Annotated in this window: 16 protein-coding genes; 13 read left to right on the plus strand and 3 right to left on the minus strand. The window is 72.1% G+C overall.

Annotated features, from left to right (window positions below):
* Positions 1 to 39: 39 nt before the first annotated feature.
* The 8 genes from ABZX67_RS25310 to ABZX67_RS25345 all read left to right on the plus strand — a co-directional run bounded on the left by ABZX67_RS25310 (position 40) and on the right by ABZX67_RS25345 (position 9,041).
* Entirely contained in the window at positions 40 to 1,017 is a 978-nt protein-coding gene (locus ABZX67_RS25310) for an ABC transporter permease (RefSeq protein ID WP_355364057.1), read from the plus strand.
* A gap of 10 nt (positions 1,018 to 1,027) precedes the next feature.
* On the plus strand, positions 1,028 to 2,089 hold the full coding sequence (locus ABZX67_RS25315) for an ABC transporter ATP-binding protein (protein WP_355364060.1): 1,062 nt from the start codon (positions 1,028 to 1,030) through the stop codon (positions 2,087 to 2,089).
* 24 nt (positions 2,090 to 2,113) lie between these two features.
* Complete coding sequence (locus ABZX67_RS25320) at positions 2,114 to 3,250, plus strand: dipeptide ABC transporter ATP-binding protein (RefSeq protein WP_355364063.1); 1,137 nt, start codon at positions 2,114 to 2,116, stop codon at positions 3,248 to 3,250.
* Positions 3,251 to 3,461: 211 nt separating this feature from the next.
* Positions 3,462 to 5,081, plus strand: a complete 1,620-nt coding sequence (locus ABZX67_RS25325; protein WP_355364066.1) for an ABC transporter substrate-binding protein — start codon at positions 3,462 to 3,464, stop codon at positions 5,079 to 5,081.
* Between the two features lie 63 nt (positions 5,082 to 5,144).
* On the plus strand, positions 5,145 to 6,068 hold the full coding sequence (locus tag ABZX67_RS25330; RefSeq protein ID WP_355364069.1) for an ABC transporter permease: 924 nt from the start codon (positions 5,145 to 5,147) through the stop codon (positions 6,066 to 6,068).
* Positions 6,061 to 7,014, plus strand: a complete 954-nt coding sequence (locus ABZX67_RS25335; RefSeq protein ID WP_355364072.1) for an ABC transporter permease — start codon at positions 6,061 to 6,063, stop codon at positions 7,012 to 7,014. Before ABZX67_RS25330 ends, ABZX67_RS25335 begins: the two co-directional genes overlap by 8 nt.
* A 10-nt stretch (positions 7,015 to 7,024) precedes the next feature.
* Positions 7,025 to 8,017, plus strand: a complete 993-nt coding sequence (locus ABZX67_RS25340) for an ABC transporter ATP-binding protein (protein ID WP_355364075.1) — start codon at positions 7,025 to 7,027, stop codon at positions 8,015 to 8,017.
* Positions 8,001 to 9,041 (plus strand): dipeptide ABC transporter ATP-binding protein, encoded by a 1,041-nt coding sequence (locus tag ABZX67_RS25345; RefSeq protein ID WP_355364078.1) that lies wholly within the window; start codon positions 8,001 to 8,003, stop codon positions 9,039 to 9,041. Before ABZX67_RS25340 ends, ABZX67_RS25345 begins: the two co-directional genes overlap by 17 nt.
* 140 nt (positions 9,042 to 9,181) lie before the next feature.
* Here ABZX67_RS25345 and ABZX67_RS25350 read toward each other — a convergent pair whose 3' ends face one another.
* Complete coding sequence (locus ABZX67_RS25350) at positions 9,182 to 11,329, minus strand: prolyl oligopeptidase family serine peptidase (protein WP_355364081.1); 2,148 nt, start codon at positions 11,327 to 11,329, stop codon at positions 9,182 to 9,184.
* Between the two features lie 157 nt (positions 11,330 to 11,486).
* Between ABZX67_RS25350 and ABZX67_RS25355 the strand changes: the two genes are divergently transcribed.
* The 5 genes from ABZX67_RS25355 to ABZX67_RS25375 all read left to right on the plus strand — a co-directional run bounded on the left by ABZX67_RS25355 (position 11,487) and on the right by ABZX67_RS25375 (position 16,155).
* Positions 11,487 to 11,681, plus strand: coding sequence for a hypothetical protein (locus tag ABZX67_RS25355; protein WP_355364084.1), 195 nt, complete (start codon positions 11,487 to 11,489; stop codon positions 11,679 to 11,681).
* 61 nt (positions 11,682 to 11,742) lie between these two features.
* The gene (gene mshB, locus ABZX67_RS25360; protein WP_355364087.1) at positions 11,743 to 12,651 is read left to right on the plus strand and encodes an N-acetyl-1-D-myo-inositol-2-amino-2-deoxy-alpha-D-glucopyranoside deacetylase; all 909 of its coding nucleotides are present in this window, start codon (positions 11,743 to 11,745) and stop codon (positions 12,649 to 12,651) included.
* Positions 12,648 to 13,016: a DUF6113 family protein gene (locus ABZX67_RS25365; RefSeq protein ID WP_355364090.1), complete on the plus strand. Its 369-nt coding sequence runs from the start codon at positions 12,648 to 12,650 to the stop codon at positions 13,014 to 13,016. Before mshB ends, ABZX67_RS25365 begins: the two co-directional genes overlap by 4 nt.
* Positions 13,017 to 13,167: 151 nt before the next feature.
* Entirely contained in the window at positions 13,168 to 15,060 is a 1,893-nt protein-coding gene (locus tag ABZX67_RS25370; protein WP_355364093.1) for a hypothetical protein, read from the plus strand.
* A gap of 402 nt (positions 15,061 to 15,462) precedes the next feature.
* Positions 15,463 to 16,155 carry a PepSY domain-containing protein gene (locus ABZX67_RS25375; RefSeq protein ID WP_355364096.1) on the plus strand — a complete coding sequence of 231 codons (693 nt, stop codon included), beginning with the start codon at positions 15,463 to 15,465 and terminating at the stop codon, positions 16,153 to 16,155.
* A gap of 30 nt (positions 16,156 to 16,185) precedes the next feature.
* Here the strand turns inward: ABZX67_RS25375 and ABZX67_RS25380 are convergent, their stop codons facing one another.
* Positions 16,186 to 17,013, minus strand: a complete 828-nt coding sequence (locus tag ABZX67_RS25380; RefSeq protein ID WP_355364099.1) for a transglutaminase-like domain-containing protein — start codon at positions 17,011 to 17,013, stop codon at positions 16,186 to 16,188.
* A gap of 5 nt (positions 17,014 to 17,018) precedes the next feature.
* On the minus strand, positions 17,019 to 18,050 hold the full coding sequence (locus tag ABZX67_RS25385) for a GNAT family N-acetyltransferase (protein WP_355364102.1): 1,032 nt from the start codon (positions 18,048 to 18,050) through the stop codon (positions 17,019 to 17,021).
* Positions 18,051 to 18,147 lie beyond the last annotated feature (97 nt).

Raw genomic sequence — 18,147 nt, forward strand, 5'->3', positions numbered from 1 at the left:
GACCCCTCACAGCCGCCGTCCTGAGAGCAGCGACCAGCCATGCTTCGATTCCTTCTGCGCCGGACGCTCGGCGCAGTCCTGATCCTCTTCTTGATCAGCGCCTTCACGTTCTTCATGTTCTTCGCCATCCCGCAGGACCCCGCCCTGCTGGCATGCGGCAAGAACTGCACGCCCGACGCGCTGGCAGTCATCCACAAGAACCTGGGCCTGGACAAGCCGGTGCCCGTCCAGTTCTGGGAGTACATGGTCGGCATCTTCGCCGGACGCGACTTCTCGGTCGGCCACTGCGCGGCCCCGTGCTTCGGTGTCTCCTTCGACAACCAGCAGATGGTCTGGGACACGATCATCGACCGTCTCCCGCTGACGGTCTCGCTGTCGCTCGGCGGCCTCGTGGTCTTCCTGTTCGTCGGCCTCGCCGCCGGCATGATCGCCGCCTGGCGCAAGGGCACCGCGACCGACAAGGTCTTCAGCGGCGGCTCGCTGGTCCTGTCCTCGCTGCAGATCTACTTCCTCGGCCCGGTCGTCCTCGGCATCTTCGTCTACAGCACCGGCTGGCTCAACAAGCCGAAGTACGTGCCGTTCAGCGAGAGCCCCGGCGGATGGTTCATGGGCCTGCTGATCCCATGGCTGGTGATGTCGGTGATCTTCACCGCCAACTACACGCGTATGGCCCGCTCCACGATGATCGAGCAGCTGCAGGAGGAGCACGTCCGCGCCGCCCGTGCCAAGGGCATGTCGAGCCGCTACGTCTTCTTCCGCTACGCGTGGCGCGGTTCGCTGATCCCGATCGTCACCATCCTCGGCATGGACCTGGGTTCGCTGTTCGGTGGGGCGATGGTCACGGAGCTCACCTTCGACCTGGCGGGTATCGGCCGACTGGCCCTCCACTCGGTCACCAACAAGGACCTGCCACTGACCATGGGCGTCATGGTCTTCAGCGCCGCCCTCATCCTCATGTTCAACATCATCGTGGACGCGCTGTACGCCATCATCGACCCGCGCGTGCGTCTGTCCTAGGAGAACGACCGTGACCACACTCACCAAGACCGAGGACGCCCCGGCCCCGACCGAGTCGGACGCGTTCCTGTCGGTGCGCGACCTGCGTGTCCAGTTCTCCACCGAGGACGGCATCGTCAAGGCCGTGGACGGGCTCTCCTTCGACCTCATGCGCGGCAAGACCCTGGGCATCGTGGGCGAGTCGGGCTCCGGCAAGTCGGTGACCAACCTGTCCATCCTGGGCCTGCACAACCCGCGCTCCACCACCATCACCGGCTCCATCGAGCTGGACGGCGAGGAGATCACCGACGCCTCGACCAAGCGGCTGGAGACGCTGCGCGGCAACAAGATGGCGATGATCTTCCAGGACGCGCTGACCGCCCTGTCGCCGTACTACACGATCGGCCGCCAGATCTCGGAGCCGTTCCGCAAGCACACCGGCGCCAGCAAGAAGGAAGCCCGCGACCGGGCCATCGAGATGCTCGGCAAGGTCGGCATCCCGTCGCCCGAGACGCGCGTCGACGACTACCCGCACCAGTTCTCCGGCGGTATGCGCCAGCGCGCCATGATCGCCATGTCGCTGGTCTGCAACCCCGCGCTGCTCATCGCCGACGAGCCCACCACGGCCCTCGACGTGACCGTGCAGGCGCAGATCCTCGACCTGCTCAAGGACCTCCAGCAGGAGTTCGGCTCCGCGATCATCCTGATCACGCACGACCTCGGCGTCGTCGCCAACATGGCCGACGACCTGCTGGTGATGTACGCCGGCCGGGCCGTGGAGCGCGGTTCCGTGCGCGAGGTGCTCAAGGCGCCCCAGCACCCGTACACCTGGGGTCTGCTCAGCTCCATGCCCCGCCTGTCGGGGGACGTCAGCGAGCCGCTGCGCCCGATCCCCGGCTCTCCGCCGAGCCTGCTGAACCCGCCGACCGGCTGCCCGTTCCACCCACGGTGCGAGTTCCGGGACCTGGTCGACGGGGACCGCTGCGTGACCGAACGCCCGCTGCTGCCCGAGGGACGGGGCTCGGCGTGCCACATCGCGGCCGAGCGGAAGCAGCAGGTTTTCATCGAGACGATTCAGCCCCGGCTGGGCTGACGACCGGCGACTGGGGCTAAGACCATGAGCGAGAACAACACCACCAAGGCCGCCGGCGAGGCGGTCCCGCAGCAGCGCGACCGGTCATCGGCCGAGCCGCTGCTGGAGACCAAAGGACTGACCAAGCACTTCCCGATCATGGGGGGCTTCCCCATCAAGCGGAAGGTGGGCGCGGTCCAGGCCGTCGACGGCGTGGACCTGGCCGTCTACCCCGGCGAGAGCCTGGGCCTGGTGGGCGAGTCGGGCTGCGGCAAGTCGACCACCGGCAGGCTTCTGACGCGTCTGCTGGAGCCGACCGGCGGCACCATCACGTACCGCGGCCAGGACATCACGCACGCCAAGCGCAGGCAGCTGGCGCCGATCCGGTCCGAGATCCAGATGATCTTCCAGGACCCGTACGCGTCGCTGAACCCGCGGCAGACCGTCGGCACGATCATCTCCGGTCCGATGGAGATCAACGGCATCAACCCGCCCGGCGGCCGTGAGAAGCGGGTGCGGGAGCTGCTGGAGATCGTCGGGCTCAACCCGGAGCACTACAACCGCTTCCCGCACGAGTTCTCGGGCGGTCAGCGCCAGCGCATCGGCGTGGCCCGGGCGCTCGCCCTGGAGCCGAAGCTGATCGTCGCGGACGAGCCGGTCTCCGCGCTGGACGTGTCCATCCAGGCGCAGGTCGTCAACCTGCTCCAGGGCCTCCAGCGGGACATGGGCATCGCGTTCGTGTTCATCGCGCACGACCTCGCCGTCGTACGGCACTTCTCCGAGCGCGTGGCCGTGATGTACCTGGGCAAGGTGGTGGAGGTCGCGGACCGCGACTCGCTCTACAACCGCCCGCGCCACCCGTACACGCACGCGCTGCTGTCGGCCGTGCCGGAGGCGGACCTCGACACCGAGCGCCGGGAGCGCATCCGCCTCTACGGCGACGTGCCGTCGCCGATCATGCCGCCGTCCGGCTGCCGCTTCCGTACGCGGTGCTGGAAGGCGCAGGACATCTGCGCGAGCGAGGAGCCGCCGCTCGTCCGGGTCGAGGGCAACCGTGAGGGGCACCTGACGGCGTGCCACTTCCCGGAGGAGCCGACGACCGAGGCGCGCGGCGAGGACATCGTCCTCGACCCGGCGCTGGCGGCCCTGGAGGCCGAGGCGACGCCGAAGAAGACGGTGTAAGCACACGCCGGACCGAAGGGCCCCGTACCGCCGTGAGCCACGGCGGTACGGGGCCCTTCTGCGTGCGCCCGCCACCCCTGCGGACGCGATGGGCGTGCGGGGCCGCCCGGTATGGGGTGGTATGTGGGTCCAGGCCGGGAGCGAGGACCGAGGAGCGGGCGAGGCCGAGGACCGAGGCCCCGGGGACCGACGACCCCACGGGAGGCACCCCATGCGCGGAGCCACGCACGTCAGGTCGGCCGCATGCGCCGTGGCCGTCGCCCTCGCGGCGACCGCCTGCGGCGGGGGCGCCGCCGGCGGTGGCGCCGACGGGATCGTGCGCTCCTCCTGGGGCGACCCGCAGAACCTCATCGAGCCGGCCAACACCAACGAGGTCCAGGGCGGCAAGGTCCTCGACATGGTCTTCCGCGGCCTCAAGCGGTACGACCCCGAGACCGGCGAGGCCCACGACCTGGTGGCCGAGAAGATCGAGACGACCGACTCCAAGAACTTCACCATCACCCTCAAGCCCGGCTGGACCTTCAGCAACGGCGAGCCCGTCACCGCCCGCTCCTTCGTCGACGCCTGGAACTACGCCGCCCACCTCGACAACAAGCAGAACAACGCGCCCTTCTTCAGCGACATCGTCGGCTACGACGACGTCCACCCCGCCTCCGGCGCCCCCCGGGCCAAGACCATGAGCGGACTGGTCGTCAAGGACGACCGCACCTTCACCGTGGCGCTCAAGAACACCTTCTCCACCTGGCCCGAGACCCTCGGCTACCACGCCTTCGTCCCCCTGCCCCGCGCCTTCTTCACCGACCACGACGGCTGGCTGGACAAGCCCGTCGGCAACGGCCCCTACGCCGTGGAGTCGTACCAGAAGGGCTCCGCCATGAAGCTGCGCCGCTGGGACGGCTACCCCGGCCCCGACAAGGCCCGCAACGGCGGCGTGGACCTCGTCGTCTACACCGACAACAACACCGCCTACACCGACCTGATGGCGGGCAACCTCGACCTCGTCGACGACGTACCCGCGCAAGCGTTGAAGAACGCCGCCGCCGACCTCGGCGACCGCTACATCAACCAGCCCGCCCTCATCCTCCAGACCCTCGCCTTCCCGATGTACCGCCCGGAGTGGTCCAAGCCCGGCATGGAGAAGGTCCGCCGCGGCCTGTCCATGGCCATCAACCGCGACGAGATCACCCGCCAGATCTACCAGGGGACCCGGACCCCCGCGAAGGACTGGACCTCCCCGGCCCTCGGCCGCGAGGGCGGCCACACACAGCTGTGCGGCGACGCCTGCGCGTACGACCCCGCCCGGGCCAAGAAGCTCATCGAGGAGGGCGGCGGCCTGCCCGGCGGACGGCTGACGCTGACCTCCAACGTCGACACCGGCTCCCACCGCGCCTGGATGGACGCCGTCTGCAACAGCGTCAACAACGCGCTGGGCAAGGGCCCGGTCTGCACGGTCGACCCCGTCGGCACCTTCGCCGACTACCGCAGCCGCACCACGACCTTCCGGATGTCCGGGCCCTTCCGCTCCGGCTGGCAGGCCGACTACCCGCTCATCCAGAACTTCCTGCAGCCGCTGTACTACACCGGCGGCTCCGCCAACCACGGCAAGTTCAGCGACCAGCGGTTCGACGCCCTCATCGACAAGGCCAACCGCACGACCGACCAGGCCCAGGCGGTCAAGGACTTCCAGGCCGCCGAGCGGATCCTCGCCGAGCAGATGCCAGTCATCCCGCTCTGGTACCAGAACGGGAGCGCCGGCTACTCCGAGCGCCTGAGCGACGTGGCCCTGAACCAGTTCAGCGTCCCCGTCTACGACCGGATCAAGGTCGGCTGACACCCGCGCCCGCGCCCGCACCGCGACCGACACCGCCCGCGACCGACGACGACCGGAGCTCCCATGGGACGGTATGTGATCCGGCGGCTGCTCCAGATGATCCCGGTGTTCATCGGCAGCACCTTCCTCATCTTCTTCATGGTGTACGCCCTCGGCGACCCGGTCGCCGCCCTCTTCGGCGACCGCGAACCCGACCCCGCCACCGCCGCCCGCATCCGCGCGGAACTCCACCTCGACGAGCCCCTGTGGAAGCAGTACCTGCTCTACATGGGCCAGATCTTCCGGGGCGACTTCGGCACCGCCTTCAACGGCCGCCGGGTCACCGAACTGATGGCCTCGGCCTTCCCCGTCACCCTCCGCCTCACCCTCGTCGCCATCGTCATCGAGGTCCTCATCGGCGTCACCCTCGGCGTCGTCAGCGGCCTCAAGCGCGGCCGCCCCCTCGACACCGGCCTGCTCGTCCTCACCCTCGTCGTGATCTCCGTCCCCACCTTCGTCTCCGGCTACCTGCTCCAGTTCCTCCTCGGCGTGAAGTGGGGCTGGGTGCGCCCCTCCGTCTCCCCGGACGCCCGCCTCGACGAGCTGATCCTGCCCGGCACCGTGCTGGCCCTGGTGTCGCTGGCGTACGTCACCCGCCTGAGCCGGACGTCCATCGCCGAGAACATCCGCGCCGACTACGTCCGCACGGCCATCGCCAAGGGCCTGCCCCGCCACCGCGTCATCACCCGGCACGTGCTGCGCAACTCGCTCATCCCCGTCGTCACCTTCATCGGCGCCGACATCGGCTCGCTCATGGGCGGCGCCATCGTCACCGAGCGGATCTTCAACATCCACGGCGTCGGCTACCAGCTCTACCAGGGCATCCTGCGCAACAACGCGCCCACGGTCGTCGGCTTCGTGACGATCCTGGTGATCGCCTTCCTGGTGGCGAACCTGCTCGTCGACCTGCTGTACGCGGTCCTGGACCCGAGGATCCGTTATGCCTGAACCCGACCTCGACCGGCACGACGCCGTCGCCCCGACCGGCGCGGGCGGCGCCATGGACCTCGCCCTCACCGAAGCGGCGTCGCTCCGCGCCGACGGCCGCCGCCCCCGCTCCCTGTGGAGCGACGCCTGGCACCAGCTGCGCCGCAACCCCGTCTTCCTCGTCTCCGCCCTCCTCATCCTCTTCCTCGTCCTGATCGCCCTCTGGCCGCAGATCCTCACCTCCGGCGACCCGCTGCGGTGCGACCTGTCCAAGTCGCAGCAGGGCTCGGCGCCGGGTCACCCGTTCGGGTACGACACCCAGGGCTGCGACGTCTACACCCGTACGGTGTACGGCGCCCGCGCCTCCATCACCGTCGGCGTCTGCGCCACCCTCGGCGCCGCGCTGCTGGGCAGCCTCCTCGGCGGGCTCGCCGGCTTCTTCGGCGGCTGGTGGGACGCGCTGCTGTCGCGCACCGCCGACGTGTTCTTCGGCATCCCCGTCGTCCTCGGCGGCCTGGTGTTCCTGTCCGTCGTCACCAGCTCCGCCGTGTGGCCGGTGGTCGGCTTCATCGTGCTGCTCGGCTGGCCCCAGGTCGCCCGCATCGCCCGCGGCGCCGTCATCACCGCCAGGGAGCACGACTACGTCCAGGCCGCCCGGGCGCTCGGCGCGGGCAGCGGCCGCATGCTGTTGCGCCACGTCGCGCCCAACGCCGTCGCGCCGGTCATCGTCGTGGCGACCATCGCCCTGGGCACGTACATCGCCCTGGAGGCCACGCTGTCCTTCCTGGGCGTCGGCCTGCGCCCGCCGACCGTCTCCTGGGGCATCGACATCTCCAATGCCGCCCCGCAGATCCGCAACGCCCCGCACATGCTGCTGTGGCCGGCCGGGGCCCTGTCCCTCACCGTGCTCGCCTTCATCATGCTCGGCGACGCGGTCCGCGACGCCCTCGATCCGAAGCTGCGCTAGGGGAGCCACCATGTCCGACACCCTGCTGGAGGTACGCGACCTGCGCGTGGAGTTCCGTACCCGCGACGGGGTCGCCAAGGCCGTTAACGGCGTCTCGTACGCGGTCGACGCCGGCGAGACCCTCGCCGTGCTCGGTGAGTCGGGCTCCGGCAAGTCCGTCACCGCGCAGGCCGTCATGGGCATCCTGGACACGCCGCCGGCCCGGATCACGGGCGGCGAGATCCTCTTCAAGGGCCGCGACCTGCTCACCCTCAAGGAGGACGCCCGGCGCCGGATCCGCGGCGCCGAGATGGCGATGGTCTTCCAGGACGCCCTGTCGGCGCTCAACCCCGTGCTCACCGTGGGCGACCAGCTCGGCGAGATGTTCGTCGTCCACCGCGGCATGTCGAAGCGCGACGCCCGCGCCAAGGCCGTCGAGCTGATGGACCGCGTCCGCATCCCGGCGGCCCGCGAGCGGGTCGGCCAGTACCCGCACCAGTTCAGCGGCGGCATGCGCCAGCGCATCATGATCGCCATGGCCATGGCGCTGGAACCCGCCCTGATCATCGCCGACGAGCCCACCACCGCCCTCGACGTCACCGTCCAGGCCCAGATCATGGAGCTCCTCGCCGAGCTGCGCCGCGACCTCGGCATGGGGCTCATCCTCATCACCCACGACCTCGGCGTCGTCGCCGACGTCGCCGACCGGATCGCCGTCATGTACGCGGGCCGGATCGTGGAGACCGCGCCCGTCCACGAGCTCTACAAGGAACCCGCTCACCCCTACACGGCCGGGCTGCTCGACTCGATCCCGCGCCTCACCGACAAGGGCAGGGAGCTGTACGCCATCAAAGGCATGCCGCCGAGCCTGCTGGACATCCCGCCCGGCTGCCCCTTCCACCCGCGCTGCCCGCGCGCCCGCGACGTGTGCCGCATCGACGAACCGCCGCTCCACGAGGTGTCCGACGAGCGGGGCAGCGCCTGCCACTTCTGGAAGGAGACCCTCCATGCCGCCGATTCTTGAGGTGCGCGGGCTCGTCAAGCACTACCCCCTCACCCGGGGCGTCCTCTTCAAGAAGCAGACCGGCGCCGTCAAGGCCGTCGACGGCGTCGACTTCGCCCTGGACGCGGGCGAGACGCTCGGCATCGTGGGGGAGTCCGGCTGCGGCAAGTCCACCCTCGCCCGGATGCTCGTCAACCTGGAACGGCCCACGGCCGGGCGGATCCTGTACAAGGGCGAGGACATCACCCGGCTCTCCGGCCGCGCCCTGAAAGCCGTCCGCCGCAACATCCAGATGGTGTTCCAGGACCCGTACACCTCCCTGAACCCGCGCATGACGGTCGGCGACATCGTCGGCGAGCCGTACGAGATCCACCCCGAGGCCGCGCCGAAGGGCGACCGGCGCCGCAGGGTGCGGGAGCTGCTCGACGTCGTCGGCCTCAACCCCGAGTACATCAACCGCTATCCGCACCAGTTCTCCGGCGGCCAGCGCCAGCGCATCGGCATCGCGCGCGGCCTCGCCCTGCGCCCCGAGATCATCGTGGCCGACGAGCCGGTGTCCGCCCTCGACGTCTCCGTACAGGCACAGGTGATCAACCTGCTGGAGCGCCTCCAGGCCGAGTTCGGGCTCAGTTACGTCTTCATCGCGCACGACCTGTCGATCGTGCGGCACATCTCCGACCGGGTCGGCGTGATGTACCTCGGCAGGATCGTCGAGACCGGCACCGACACCGAGATCTACGACCACCCCACGCACCCGTACACCCAGGCCCTGCTGTCGGCGGTGCCGGTGCCCGACCCGGCGGCGCGGGCGTCGCGCGGCGAGCGGATCCTGCTCACGGGCGACGTGCCGTCCCCCGCCGACCCTCCTTCGGGGTGCCGGTTCCGCACCCGGTGCTGGAAGGCGCGCGACACGTGCGCCAAGGAGGTGCCGCCGCTGGCCGTGCCGGTGCCGCTGGCGCACCGGGAGGGCCCGGCGCGGCACGCCTCGGCCTGCCACTTCGCGGAGGAGAGACGGGTGGTGGCGGCCCCGGAATCACTCGCCTGACGGGCGCTCAGGGCTTAACAGCCGGGTAACGGCGCGGAATTCGTTCCGATATACGGACACGCCAGCCTGGAGGGCGTACGGCCGTGCGGGTGCCGTGGACCGGCCGGGGCGCAGCGATGTCACCCCGGCCGGTCGCCGTATCAGGACAGGCCCAGTGACCGCTTCAGGAAGTCCACCTGGAGCAGCAGCAGGTTTTCGGCCACTTGCTCCTGCGGCGTCATGTGCGTCACGCCCGTCAGCGGCAGCACCTCATGGGGTCGGCCCGCCGCCAGCAGCGCCGACGACAACCGGAGCGTATGGGCCATCACCACGTTGTCGTCCACCAGACCATGGATGATCATCATCGGCCTGGCCGGCTCCTGCGGCGCCACCAGACCGTCGTCACCCACCAGCGAGTTCGCCTCGTACACCTCCGGCGCCTCCTGCGGTGTCCCGAGGTACCGCTCGGTGTAGTGCGTGTCGTACAGGCGCTGGTCGGTCACCGGCGCCCCCACCACCCCCGCGTGGAACACGTCCGGCCGCCGCAGCACGGCCAGACCGGCCAGCAGGCCGCCGAACGACCAGCCCCGGATCGCCACCCGGTCCAGGTCGAGCGGGAAGCGGTCCGCCAGCCCGTGCAACGCCTCGACCTGGTCGTCCAGCGTCAGCGTCAGCCGGTCCTTGACCGCCTTCTCCCAGGCGGGCGAGCGCCCCGGCGCGCCCCGCCCGTCCGCCACGATCACCGCGAAGCCCTGGTCGGCGAACCACTGCGACGTCAGGTGCGCGTTGTGCGAGGCCAGCACCCGCTGCCCGTGCGGCCCGCCGTACGGGTCCAGCAGCACCGGCAGCGGCCCGTCGCCCTCCTCGTACGCGCGCGGCAGCAGCACCGCGCACGGGATGCGGTGAGGGCCCGACTCGGTCAGCGTCAGGCGCGGCGAGAGCACCGGAGTCTCGGCGTACGAGGCGATCTCCGCCACCGGCTTGCCGTCGCGCAGCACCCGCACGGTCTGCCCCGGCGTGCCGGGCCGCGACGACGCCAGGACCGTCACCGCACCGGACCGCACCGCCGAGTGGACACCCGGCCCCTCGGACAGTCTTTCGACGCCGAGTTCATTGACCCGGTACACATGAATCTCGCCAATTTCCGGGTCCGGTCCGGGCGCCTCCTCGCCCGCCGACGCCTGCACGAGTACATCGTTGTCGCCGACGTCCAGCACGGCCCGCAGCTGCGTCTGCGCCCCGGTCAGCGCACGGTCGCCCACGGCCAGCACCCGGGCCCCCGCCTCGTCCGCGATCCGCACCAGCCGCCCGTCCGGAGCCCAGGCCGGCACCCCCGGCAGCAGCTCCAGCCACACCGGGTCCTCGTCCACGTGCACCGTGCGCGTCGCCCCGGACTCCGTGTCCACCGCCAGGTACGCCTGCGTCCGCTGGTCCCGCGCCTGCACCAGCAGCAGCGGAGCGCCCGCCGACGACCAGTGCACCCGCGCCAGGTACGGGTAGCGCGCCCGGTCCCACTCCACCTCCGTACGGGACCCGTCCAGCCCGACGAAGCACAGCCGCACGTCCGCGTTGGCCGTCCCCGCCGCCGGATACGCCACCTCGGACGGCTCCCGGTCCGGATGCGCCGGATCCGAGATCCACCAGCGCTGTACGCCGCTCTCGTCGACCCGCGCGACCAGCAGGCGGTCCGACTCCGGCGACCACCAGAAACCGCGCGAGCGGCCCATCTCCTCGGCCGCGATGAACTCCGCGAGCCCATAGGTGAGGTGCGCGTCCTCCGGTTCCGCCAGGGCCCGGTCGCCCTCCCCGTCCGCGCCGGTCACCCGCAGCGCGCCCTGCGCCACGTACGCGATGTGCCGGCCGTCGGGCGAGGGGCGAGGGTCGATCACCGGTCCGCGCGCGGGCAGTTCGCGCGCCGTCCCGGCGCGCAGCTCCGCCGCATACAGCCGCCCGGACAGCGCGAACGCCGCCAACTCCACCGCGGCGTCCACCGCGTAGCCGACGATGCCGCCGGCACCCTCCCGGCTGCGCTCACGGCGCGCCCGCTCCTCCGGCGGCAACTGCTCCTCGGCGCCGCCGAGCAGCGCTTCCGGATCGGCGGCGAGGCGCTCGCGCGGCTCGCCCTCGAGGTCGAGCAGCCACAGCTGGTGGGCGCGGTGGGTGGAGCCGGGTGAGCGGAGGAAGACGACCCGGTGTCCGTCGGGTGAGACGGTGAACGCCCGGGGTGCGCCGAGGGTGAAGCGCTGGGTCCTGGCGTACTGACGGGGGAACGAAAGCTGTTGCCTTGAGGTCTGTTGCCTGGAGGTCATGCGTCCGAAACTAGCGGTCGTGCGCCCCCATGTGCTGCTGTGCACCGATCGATGCGTGAGATCGGATAGTTATGATCCGTACGGCCAGATGGGTATGTACCCTCCGGCACATGCGCGCTGCCCGGTCCGACGTGAATATCTATGGAGGTGAACCGCCGTGGCACTCTCGATTTCGGTGGTTGTGCTGCTGGCGATCGTCGTCTTCCTGCTGATCAAGAAGTCCGGGCTGAAGGGCGGGCACGCGGCCGTCTGCATGCTGCTCGGCTTCTACCTGGCGAGCTCCTCCATCGCGCCGACCATCAGTGAGCTGACGACCAACGTGGCCGGCATGATCGGCGGCATCAAGTTCTGAGCGGCCCGTCCCGTCCCGTTCCGGGCCGTCCGTCCGGCGCCGTCCGTTCTAGGGTGTCCGTATGACGGAACAGCCCTCCCGTCGTCTGCTCCTGGTGCACGCGCACCCCGACGACGAGTCGATCAACAACGGCGCCACGATGGCCAAGTACGCGGCCGAGGGCGCCCAGGTCACCCTCGTGACCTGCACACAGGGCGAGGAGGGCGAGGTCATCCCGCCCGCCCTCGCCCGTCTCGCACCCGACCGGGAGGACCGGCTGGGCCCCCATCGCGTCGGCGAACTGGCCGCCGCGATGAAGGAGCTGGGCGTCACCGACCACCGCTTCCTGGGCGGGCCCGGCCGCTTCCGCGACTCCGGGATGATGGGCGCCCCGCAGAACCACCGCGACGGCGCCTTCTGGCACACGGACGTGGACGACGCCGCGCCGTACCTGGTCGAGATCATCCGCTCCGTACGGCCGCAGGTGCTCATCACGTACGACCCCGACGGCGGCTACGGCCACCCCGACCACATCCAGGCCCACCGGGTCGCCATGCGCGCCGCCGAACTGGCCGCCGAGCCGGCCTACCGGCGCGACCTCGGAGACCCGCACGAGATCGCCAAGATCTATTGGAACCGGGTGCCGCGGGCGGTCGCCGAGGAGGGCTTCGCGCGGCTGCGCGCGGCCGGCGCCTTCCCGGAGGCGGCGGCGGTCGAGGACGTACCCGGTCTCGTGGACGACGCGCTCGCCGGCGCGCTCGTCACGGCGGAGATCGACGGGAGCGCGTACGCGGAGCGGAAGGCGGCCGCGATGCGGGCGCACGCCACGCAAATCACCGTGGAGGGCGCGTTCTTCGCGCTGTCGAACAAGCTGGGGCAGCCCCTCTTCACCACGGAGTACTACCAGTTGGCGCAGGGCCGCTCCGGCGCGCCCGCGGGGGAGCGGGAGCGCGACCTGTTCGCGGGGCTCGCGGACGGGGCCGGGGCATGAGCGCCGCACGCGCCCTCTCGTACGCCGGACTCGCCGTCCTGGGCTTCCTGGTGGGCGTCGCGGGCTCGCTGGTCCAAGGCGGCTGGGTGCCGGGCGGGTTGCTGCTCGCGCTGGCGGGCACCGCGGGGCTCTTCTACGGCGCCCTGCGCCTCACCGGCACACCGGTGGGCGTGGGCGCGGCCGGTGCGGGATGGCTCGCCGCCGTCCTGCTGCTCAGCCGCGGACGCCCGGAGGGCGACGGGGTCTTCGCGGGCGGCATCGTCGAGCTGGTCTACCTGCTGGGCGGCATGGCCGTCGCTGTGATGTGCGCCACCATGGCGCGGGTGCCGCCATCGGGCGGCCCGAGCGGCCGACTTGGCGTGTGACGTGCCCGGACCCGCCGGACTTCATCCGGAATGACCGTTCCGGTTCTCCCGGCCGCGGGGTGCGTCCCGGCGGCGGCCAGTATGGTGGTGCGCGCCGCCGGGCGCCCGCGGGTGTGAGTGCGGGCGGCGGAGCCAACCGGGAGAACCTGCTTTGAGTCGTGAAACTGACAGTTCGTCCTCCGGCCCCCAGGGGCGCGGCGGAGCCGCGTACCCCTCGGGTACACCGCCGTACGGATCGCGCCAGTACGACGCTCCGGAGGAGGCGGCCCGGACCGCCGCGGAGCCGGACGAGCCCAGGACCGAGACCACGCTGACGACGCGCATCCGGATCAACATCCCGGGTTCGCGGCCGATCCCGCCGGTCGTCATGCGCAAGCCGATGAGCGAGGCGGAGGCCGGGGCCGGTGCCGCGGCCGCCGCCCCGGCGGAGGAGGCGGCGAGGCCGGAGCCCGCGGAGGAGGAGCCGAAGGCGCCGACGCAGGCCCAGGCCCAGACCCGGGCGACAGCACCGGCGCAGGGCCAGGGGCAGGGCAAGGCCCAGGGTCAGGACAAGCCGGCGAGCGACTGGTTCGCCCCGCGCAGGCCGCCCGCGCCGGCCCCCGAGCCCGCGCCGCCCGCAGCGTCCACGCCGCCTGCCGCGTCCGCGCCGTCCGCGTCCGAGCCTTCCGCGCCCGTGTCGTCCCTCCGGGACCTCGTGGGGATGGACGACGCGCCGCCGCCGTACTACGGCCCCGGCCCCACCGGGCCGACCACCGGCCCGGCGACCGGCACCATGGGCACGGTCCCGCGCATGTCGGACGACACCGCCGTACTGACGCCGCAGAAGCCCGCGCCCGAGCCCGATTTCGCCGAGCAGGCCTACGCCCCGGCCCCGGCCGGTCCGGCGGGTCCGCCGCCGGGCGGGCACGTCTCCGGGGACACGCTGACCAGCGGCCTCCCGGTGGTCCCCGCCGACCACGGCGCGCCGTCCCCGTCCCCCTCGCCGTTCCCGGTGACGGGCCCGGCCCAGGTGGCCGCGACGCACGCCACCGGGGAGCCCGCCGCCGCCCCGGCACCCGCGCGACCGGCCCCCGCGGCCGCCCCCGCCCCGAAGAAGAAGGGCCGCTCCAAGCTGGTCCTGCTCGGTGCGGGCGTCGTGGGCCTGGCCGGTGTGGCGTACGGCGCCGGCCTCCTCCTCAACCACGCCGAGGTCCCGAAGGGCACGACGGTCCTCGGCGTCGACATCGGCGGCGGGACGAAGGAGGAGGCGGTCCAGAAGCTGGAGACCGCATTCGGCAAGCGCGCCACCGCCCCGCTCCAGCTGTCCGTGGGCGGCAAGAAGGAGGAGCTGGCCCCGGACAAGGCGGGCCTGTCCCTGGACGCCGAGGAGACGGTCCGTGCGGCCGCGGGCAGCGACTACAACCCCGTCTCCGTCATCGGCTCCCTCTTCGGCGCCGAGCGCGCGGCCCAGCCGGTGTTCCCGGTCGACGAGGAGAAGCTCAGCGTCGCCCTGACGGACCTGGCGGGTGCCTCCGGCTCGGCCACCGAGGGCACGATCACCTTCCAGCCGAACAAGCCGGTCGCGGTGCCCGGCAGGGCCGGCAAGTCGCTCGACGTCCCGCGCTCGATGATCTCGGTGCGCGACGCGTACCGCGCCCACGTCGAGACGGGCACGGAGAACGTCGTCGAGCTCCCCGTCACCACCAAGCAGCCGACGATCACCCAGGCCGAACTGGACCGGGCGATGAACGAGTTCGCCAAGCCCGCGATGTCCGGCCTGGTCACGATCAAGGCCGGCGGCAAGCAGATCCAGTTCGGCCCGGCCCGCTCGCTGCCGAAGATCCTCTCCATGAAGCCGGTCAACGGCCGCCTGGTCGAGGTCTACGACAAGAAGGCGATCAACGACCTGCTGGACGGCGTCTTCGACGGCGTCATGATCACCAAGGCCGACGGCCGCAAGCACCAGGTCTCCGCCGACGACGTCGCCCACGCCCTCCAGACGGCCCTGCTGGGCAAGACCCCGGCGGAGCGCACGGAGGAGATCGACCTCGACGGCGAGGGCTGACCCGCCCCGTACGGAGAGAGCCCCCGCCCGGACCGGGCGGGGGCTCTTTCGCTTGTGCGGCGAGCGTTTCATGCGTGCGGGGACCGCTCAACACGCCTGCGGGCCTTGGGCGTCCCCACGCGCGCGAGTGGATCCCCGCGTCCGACAAGCGCAGCACCGCGAGCCGTCGAAGTGTCGCCGTGGCGGACCGGCAACGACACCGCCAACGGAGGCCCCCACTCCGACACCTGCACCACCGACCCGGGCGGCAGCCGCATCAGCCGCCCCTGACCGGGAGATCCCCCGCCGGCCGCCACCGGAGCCCCGGCCACGGAATCGGGCCCCGGTGGCGGCTTCGGCCGATCGGGTTGGGCTTGCGCCCACTCCGCATGGCCGCCCCGCTCCGGCGGTACGGGTGGCCACATGAGCGTGACGAACCGCACCCTCCGTGTCCGTGCCGTCGCCGCCGTGTGCGCCCTCGCCGGTTCCGCCGCGCTGGTCACCGCCTGCGGGGCCGAGGAGGTGACCCGGGCCGGGGCCGCCGCGCCCACCCCCACGCACGCGCCGCCGAGCCGCCCCTTCACCCAGGACCAGGCCGACCGCAAGGCCCTGGTCCCGGCGGCCAAGATCCCCTGGGACAAGGCGGCCGCCACGGCGGTCGGCGAGGTGCCGCAGGGCAAGCTCGTGGAGATCGACCTCAAGCGCGCGACCGCCGCGAGCCCCAGCCCCGCCACGCCCAGCCCCGGCACCCCCACGCCGGGCACGCCCCTGTGGGCCGCCGAGGTCGCCACCACCGACGGCACCGTCCGCACGGTCCACGTCGACGCCGTCACGGGCAAGGTGACCCGGTCCGAGGCCGACCCGGACCAGGACGCCGACGACAAGCGTGAGCTCGCCGACCGGCTCCGCACGGCACGGCAGGTGCCCGAGCAGGCCGTCAAGACGGCCACCGACAAGAAGAAGGGCACCGTCACCGCCGTACACCTCGACGAGGACGCCGCCAACAAGCTCATCTGGTCGGTCGACGTCGTCACGACCGACGACTGGTACAAGACGACGTTCGACGTCGACGCGACCACCGGCAAGATCCTGCGCGAGCACGTCGACCGCGACTAGCCCGGGAACGGGCGGAACGGCACGGCAGCCTCAGTTCAGCATCGCCCGCGCCGCCCGCGCCAGGTCCCGGATCTTCCCCGCCGCCACCGGTTCGACCCCCGCCACCACCTCCGCGTACGCGTCCATCTCCGCCGCCCCCGCGACGAAGTCGCCCCGCTGGATGAGCAGCTGGGCGCGCTCGTACCGCAGCCGCGCCGGATGGGCGGGCAGGAGCAGCGACAGCTCGACCGCCCACAGCGCCACGTGCGAGCACTCGGGCCGGGGCGCGGCCCAGGCGCGGATGTTGTTGAGGATCCGCAGCACGACGTCCAGCGGGTCGGCGGGGCGCAGCATCGACGGGCGCAGCGGCTCGCCGGTCGCCCCCGCCACCAGCATCTCCACGTCCGTACCGGTCAGCAGCCGGCCCCGGTCGAACGGATCCACCAGGACCTGCTCGTCCGGCCCGCCGAAGCCCACGACGAAGTGGCCCGGCAGCGCGACGCCGTGCACCGGCGCGCCCGCCCGCCGCGCCACCTCGATCCAGACGACGGACAGCAGGATCGGCAGGCCCCGGCGCCGCCGCAGCACCTCGGGCAGCAGCGACGACTCCAGGCGCTCGTAGTCGCCGGGCGTGCCGTGGAAGCCGCACCGCTCACCGAGCAGCTCGGCGAGCGCGGCGGCCCAGGCGCGCGGCTCGCGCAGGCCGTACGGCACCAGCCCGGCCAGCCGGTCCAGTTCGATCTCGGCGGCGTCGATCCCGGCCTCACCCAGCTCCGGGTCGGCCTCCGCGCCCACCAGCAGGCACAGCGTCGCGAGGTCCGGCCGTTCCTCGCGGGCCTCCTCGGCGAACCGGCGCCGCCACTCGCTCGTGTGCTGCATACGGGTCACGTACCCGATTCGGGGGACCGGAAGTGCGGGCGGAAGTGGTGGTAGCGGTGGTGGAGGGCGAAGCCCATCCCGTCGTAGAGCGCGCGGGCACCGCCGTTGTCCTCCTCCACCTGGAGCCAGGCCGCCGACGCGCCCTCCTCCAGCGCGCGCCGAGCCAGCGCCGCCATGACGGCCGTGGCCAGCCCCCGGCGCCGGTACGCGGGGTCCACCTCGACCGCCGCGAAGCCGGCCCACCGCCCGTCGACGACGCACCGCCCGATCGCGGCCGGCACCTCGCCGCCCTCCGGGTCCGGTACGGAGGCGAACCACACCGACGGCCCGCCGGCCAGCACCTTCAGGACGTGGGGCCCGGGCAGCCCGGAGCGGTTGTACCGCCGCAGCCACGCCTCGTCGAGCGACCGGGACAGGACGACGCCCCCCGCACTCCCCGCCTCGACCAGGTCCGCGACCGGCGCGAGCCCCCCGATCCGCACCTCCGCCGTCACCTCGCGCCGCCAGCCCCGCTCCTCCAGCGCCGCGCACAGCCGCTCCTGGGTGCCCTCGGCCCCGGTCGCCGCCTGGATGTACGGGGGCAGGCCCCGCTCCTCGTACCAGGAGCGCACCCGCGCGAGCGCCTCGTCCAGGGGTATGCCGGGATCACCGAGCGGCAGCGCCGAGTTGGCCCGCCGCGTGAATCCGCCGGAGGCCCGCAGCGTCCACTCGCCGAGGGGCTCGCTCTCCACCGGCGGCCAGGCGCGCGCGAGCACCGGCGCCAGCTCCGAGAAGTCGGCCGCGGGGCCGCGCCGACGGGCCGGTGCGGCCGGTACCACCTTGGCCGCGACCAGCGAGGATTCCGCAATTCGGACAGTCTCACCGGTCCGGCGTGTGATCAGCAGCACACCCTTGTCCCATGATGTGAGAACCCCGACCGTGTCGGTGAACGTCTCCCGGCCCGCGCCGGGGTCGCCCAACCGGCGCACGGAGACGCGTTTCCCCACGTCAGCCGGGGTGATGCGGACCTCCAGCCGTCCGCCAGCAGTGAATTCCACAGCTCCGCGCGCCCCTCATGTTCGGATCGTTACCAAGAACGGAGATACTAGGTGCGGGCATCGACGACGCCGCGCTCCCGCGCAAGCCAGAGCCCTA

The sequence above is a fragment of the Streptomyces sp. NPDC003036 genome, assembly GCF_040611175.1.
Lineage (GTDB): Bacteria > Actinomycetota > Actinomycetes > Streptomycetales > Streptomycetaceae > Streptomyces.

Coding starts and splice junctions, on each gene's coding strand:
- ABZX67_RS25310 (WP_355364057.1), top strand. CDS start 40: ATGCTTCGATTCCTTCTGCGCCGGACGCTCGGCGCAGTCCTGATCCTC.
- ABZX67_RS25320 (WP_355364063.1), top strand. CDS start 2,114: ATGAGCGAGAACAACACCACCAAGGCCGCCGGCGAGGCGGTCCCGCAG.
- ABZX67_RS25325 (WP_355364066.1), top strand. CDS start 3,462: ATGCGCGGAGCCACGCACGTCAGGTCGGCCGCATGCGCCGTGGCCGTC.
- ABZX67_RS25330 (WP_355364069.1), top strand. CDS start 5,145: ATGGGACGGTATGTGATCCGGCGGCTGCTCCAGATGATCCCGGTGTTC.
- ABZX67_RS25335 (WP_355364072.1), top strand. CDS start 6,061: ATGCCTGAACCCGACCTCGACCGGCACGACGCCGTCGCCCCGACCGGC.
- ABZX67_RS25340 (WP_355364075.1), top strand. CDS start 7,025: ATGTCCGACACCCTGCTGGAGGTACGCGACCTGCGCGTGGAGTTCCGT.
- ABZX67_RS25345 (WP_355364078.1), top strand. CDS start 8,001: ATGCCGCCGATTCTTGAGGTGCGCGGGCTCGTCAAGCACTACCCCCTC.
- ABZX67_RS25350 (WP_355364081.1), bottom strand. CDS start 11,329: ATGACCTCCAGGCAACAGACCTCAAGGCAACAGCTTTCGTTCCCCCGT.
- mshB (WP_355364087.1), top strand. CDS start 11,743: ATGACGGAACAGCCCTCCCGTCGTCTGCTCCTGGTGCACGCGCACCCC.
- ABZX67_RS25365 (WP_355364090.1), top strand. CDS start 12,648: ATGAGCGCCGCACGCGCCCTCTCGTACGCCGGACTCGCCGTCCTGGGC.
- ABZX67_RS25375 (WP_355364096.1), top strand. CDS start 15,463: ATGAGCGTGACGAACCGCACCCTCCGTGTCCGTGCCGTCGCCGCCGTG.
- ABZX67_RS25380 (WP_355364099.1), bottom strand. CDS start 17,013: ATGCAGCACACGAGCGAGTGGCGGCGCCGGTTCGCCGAGGAGGCCCGC.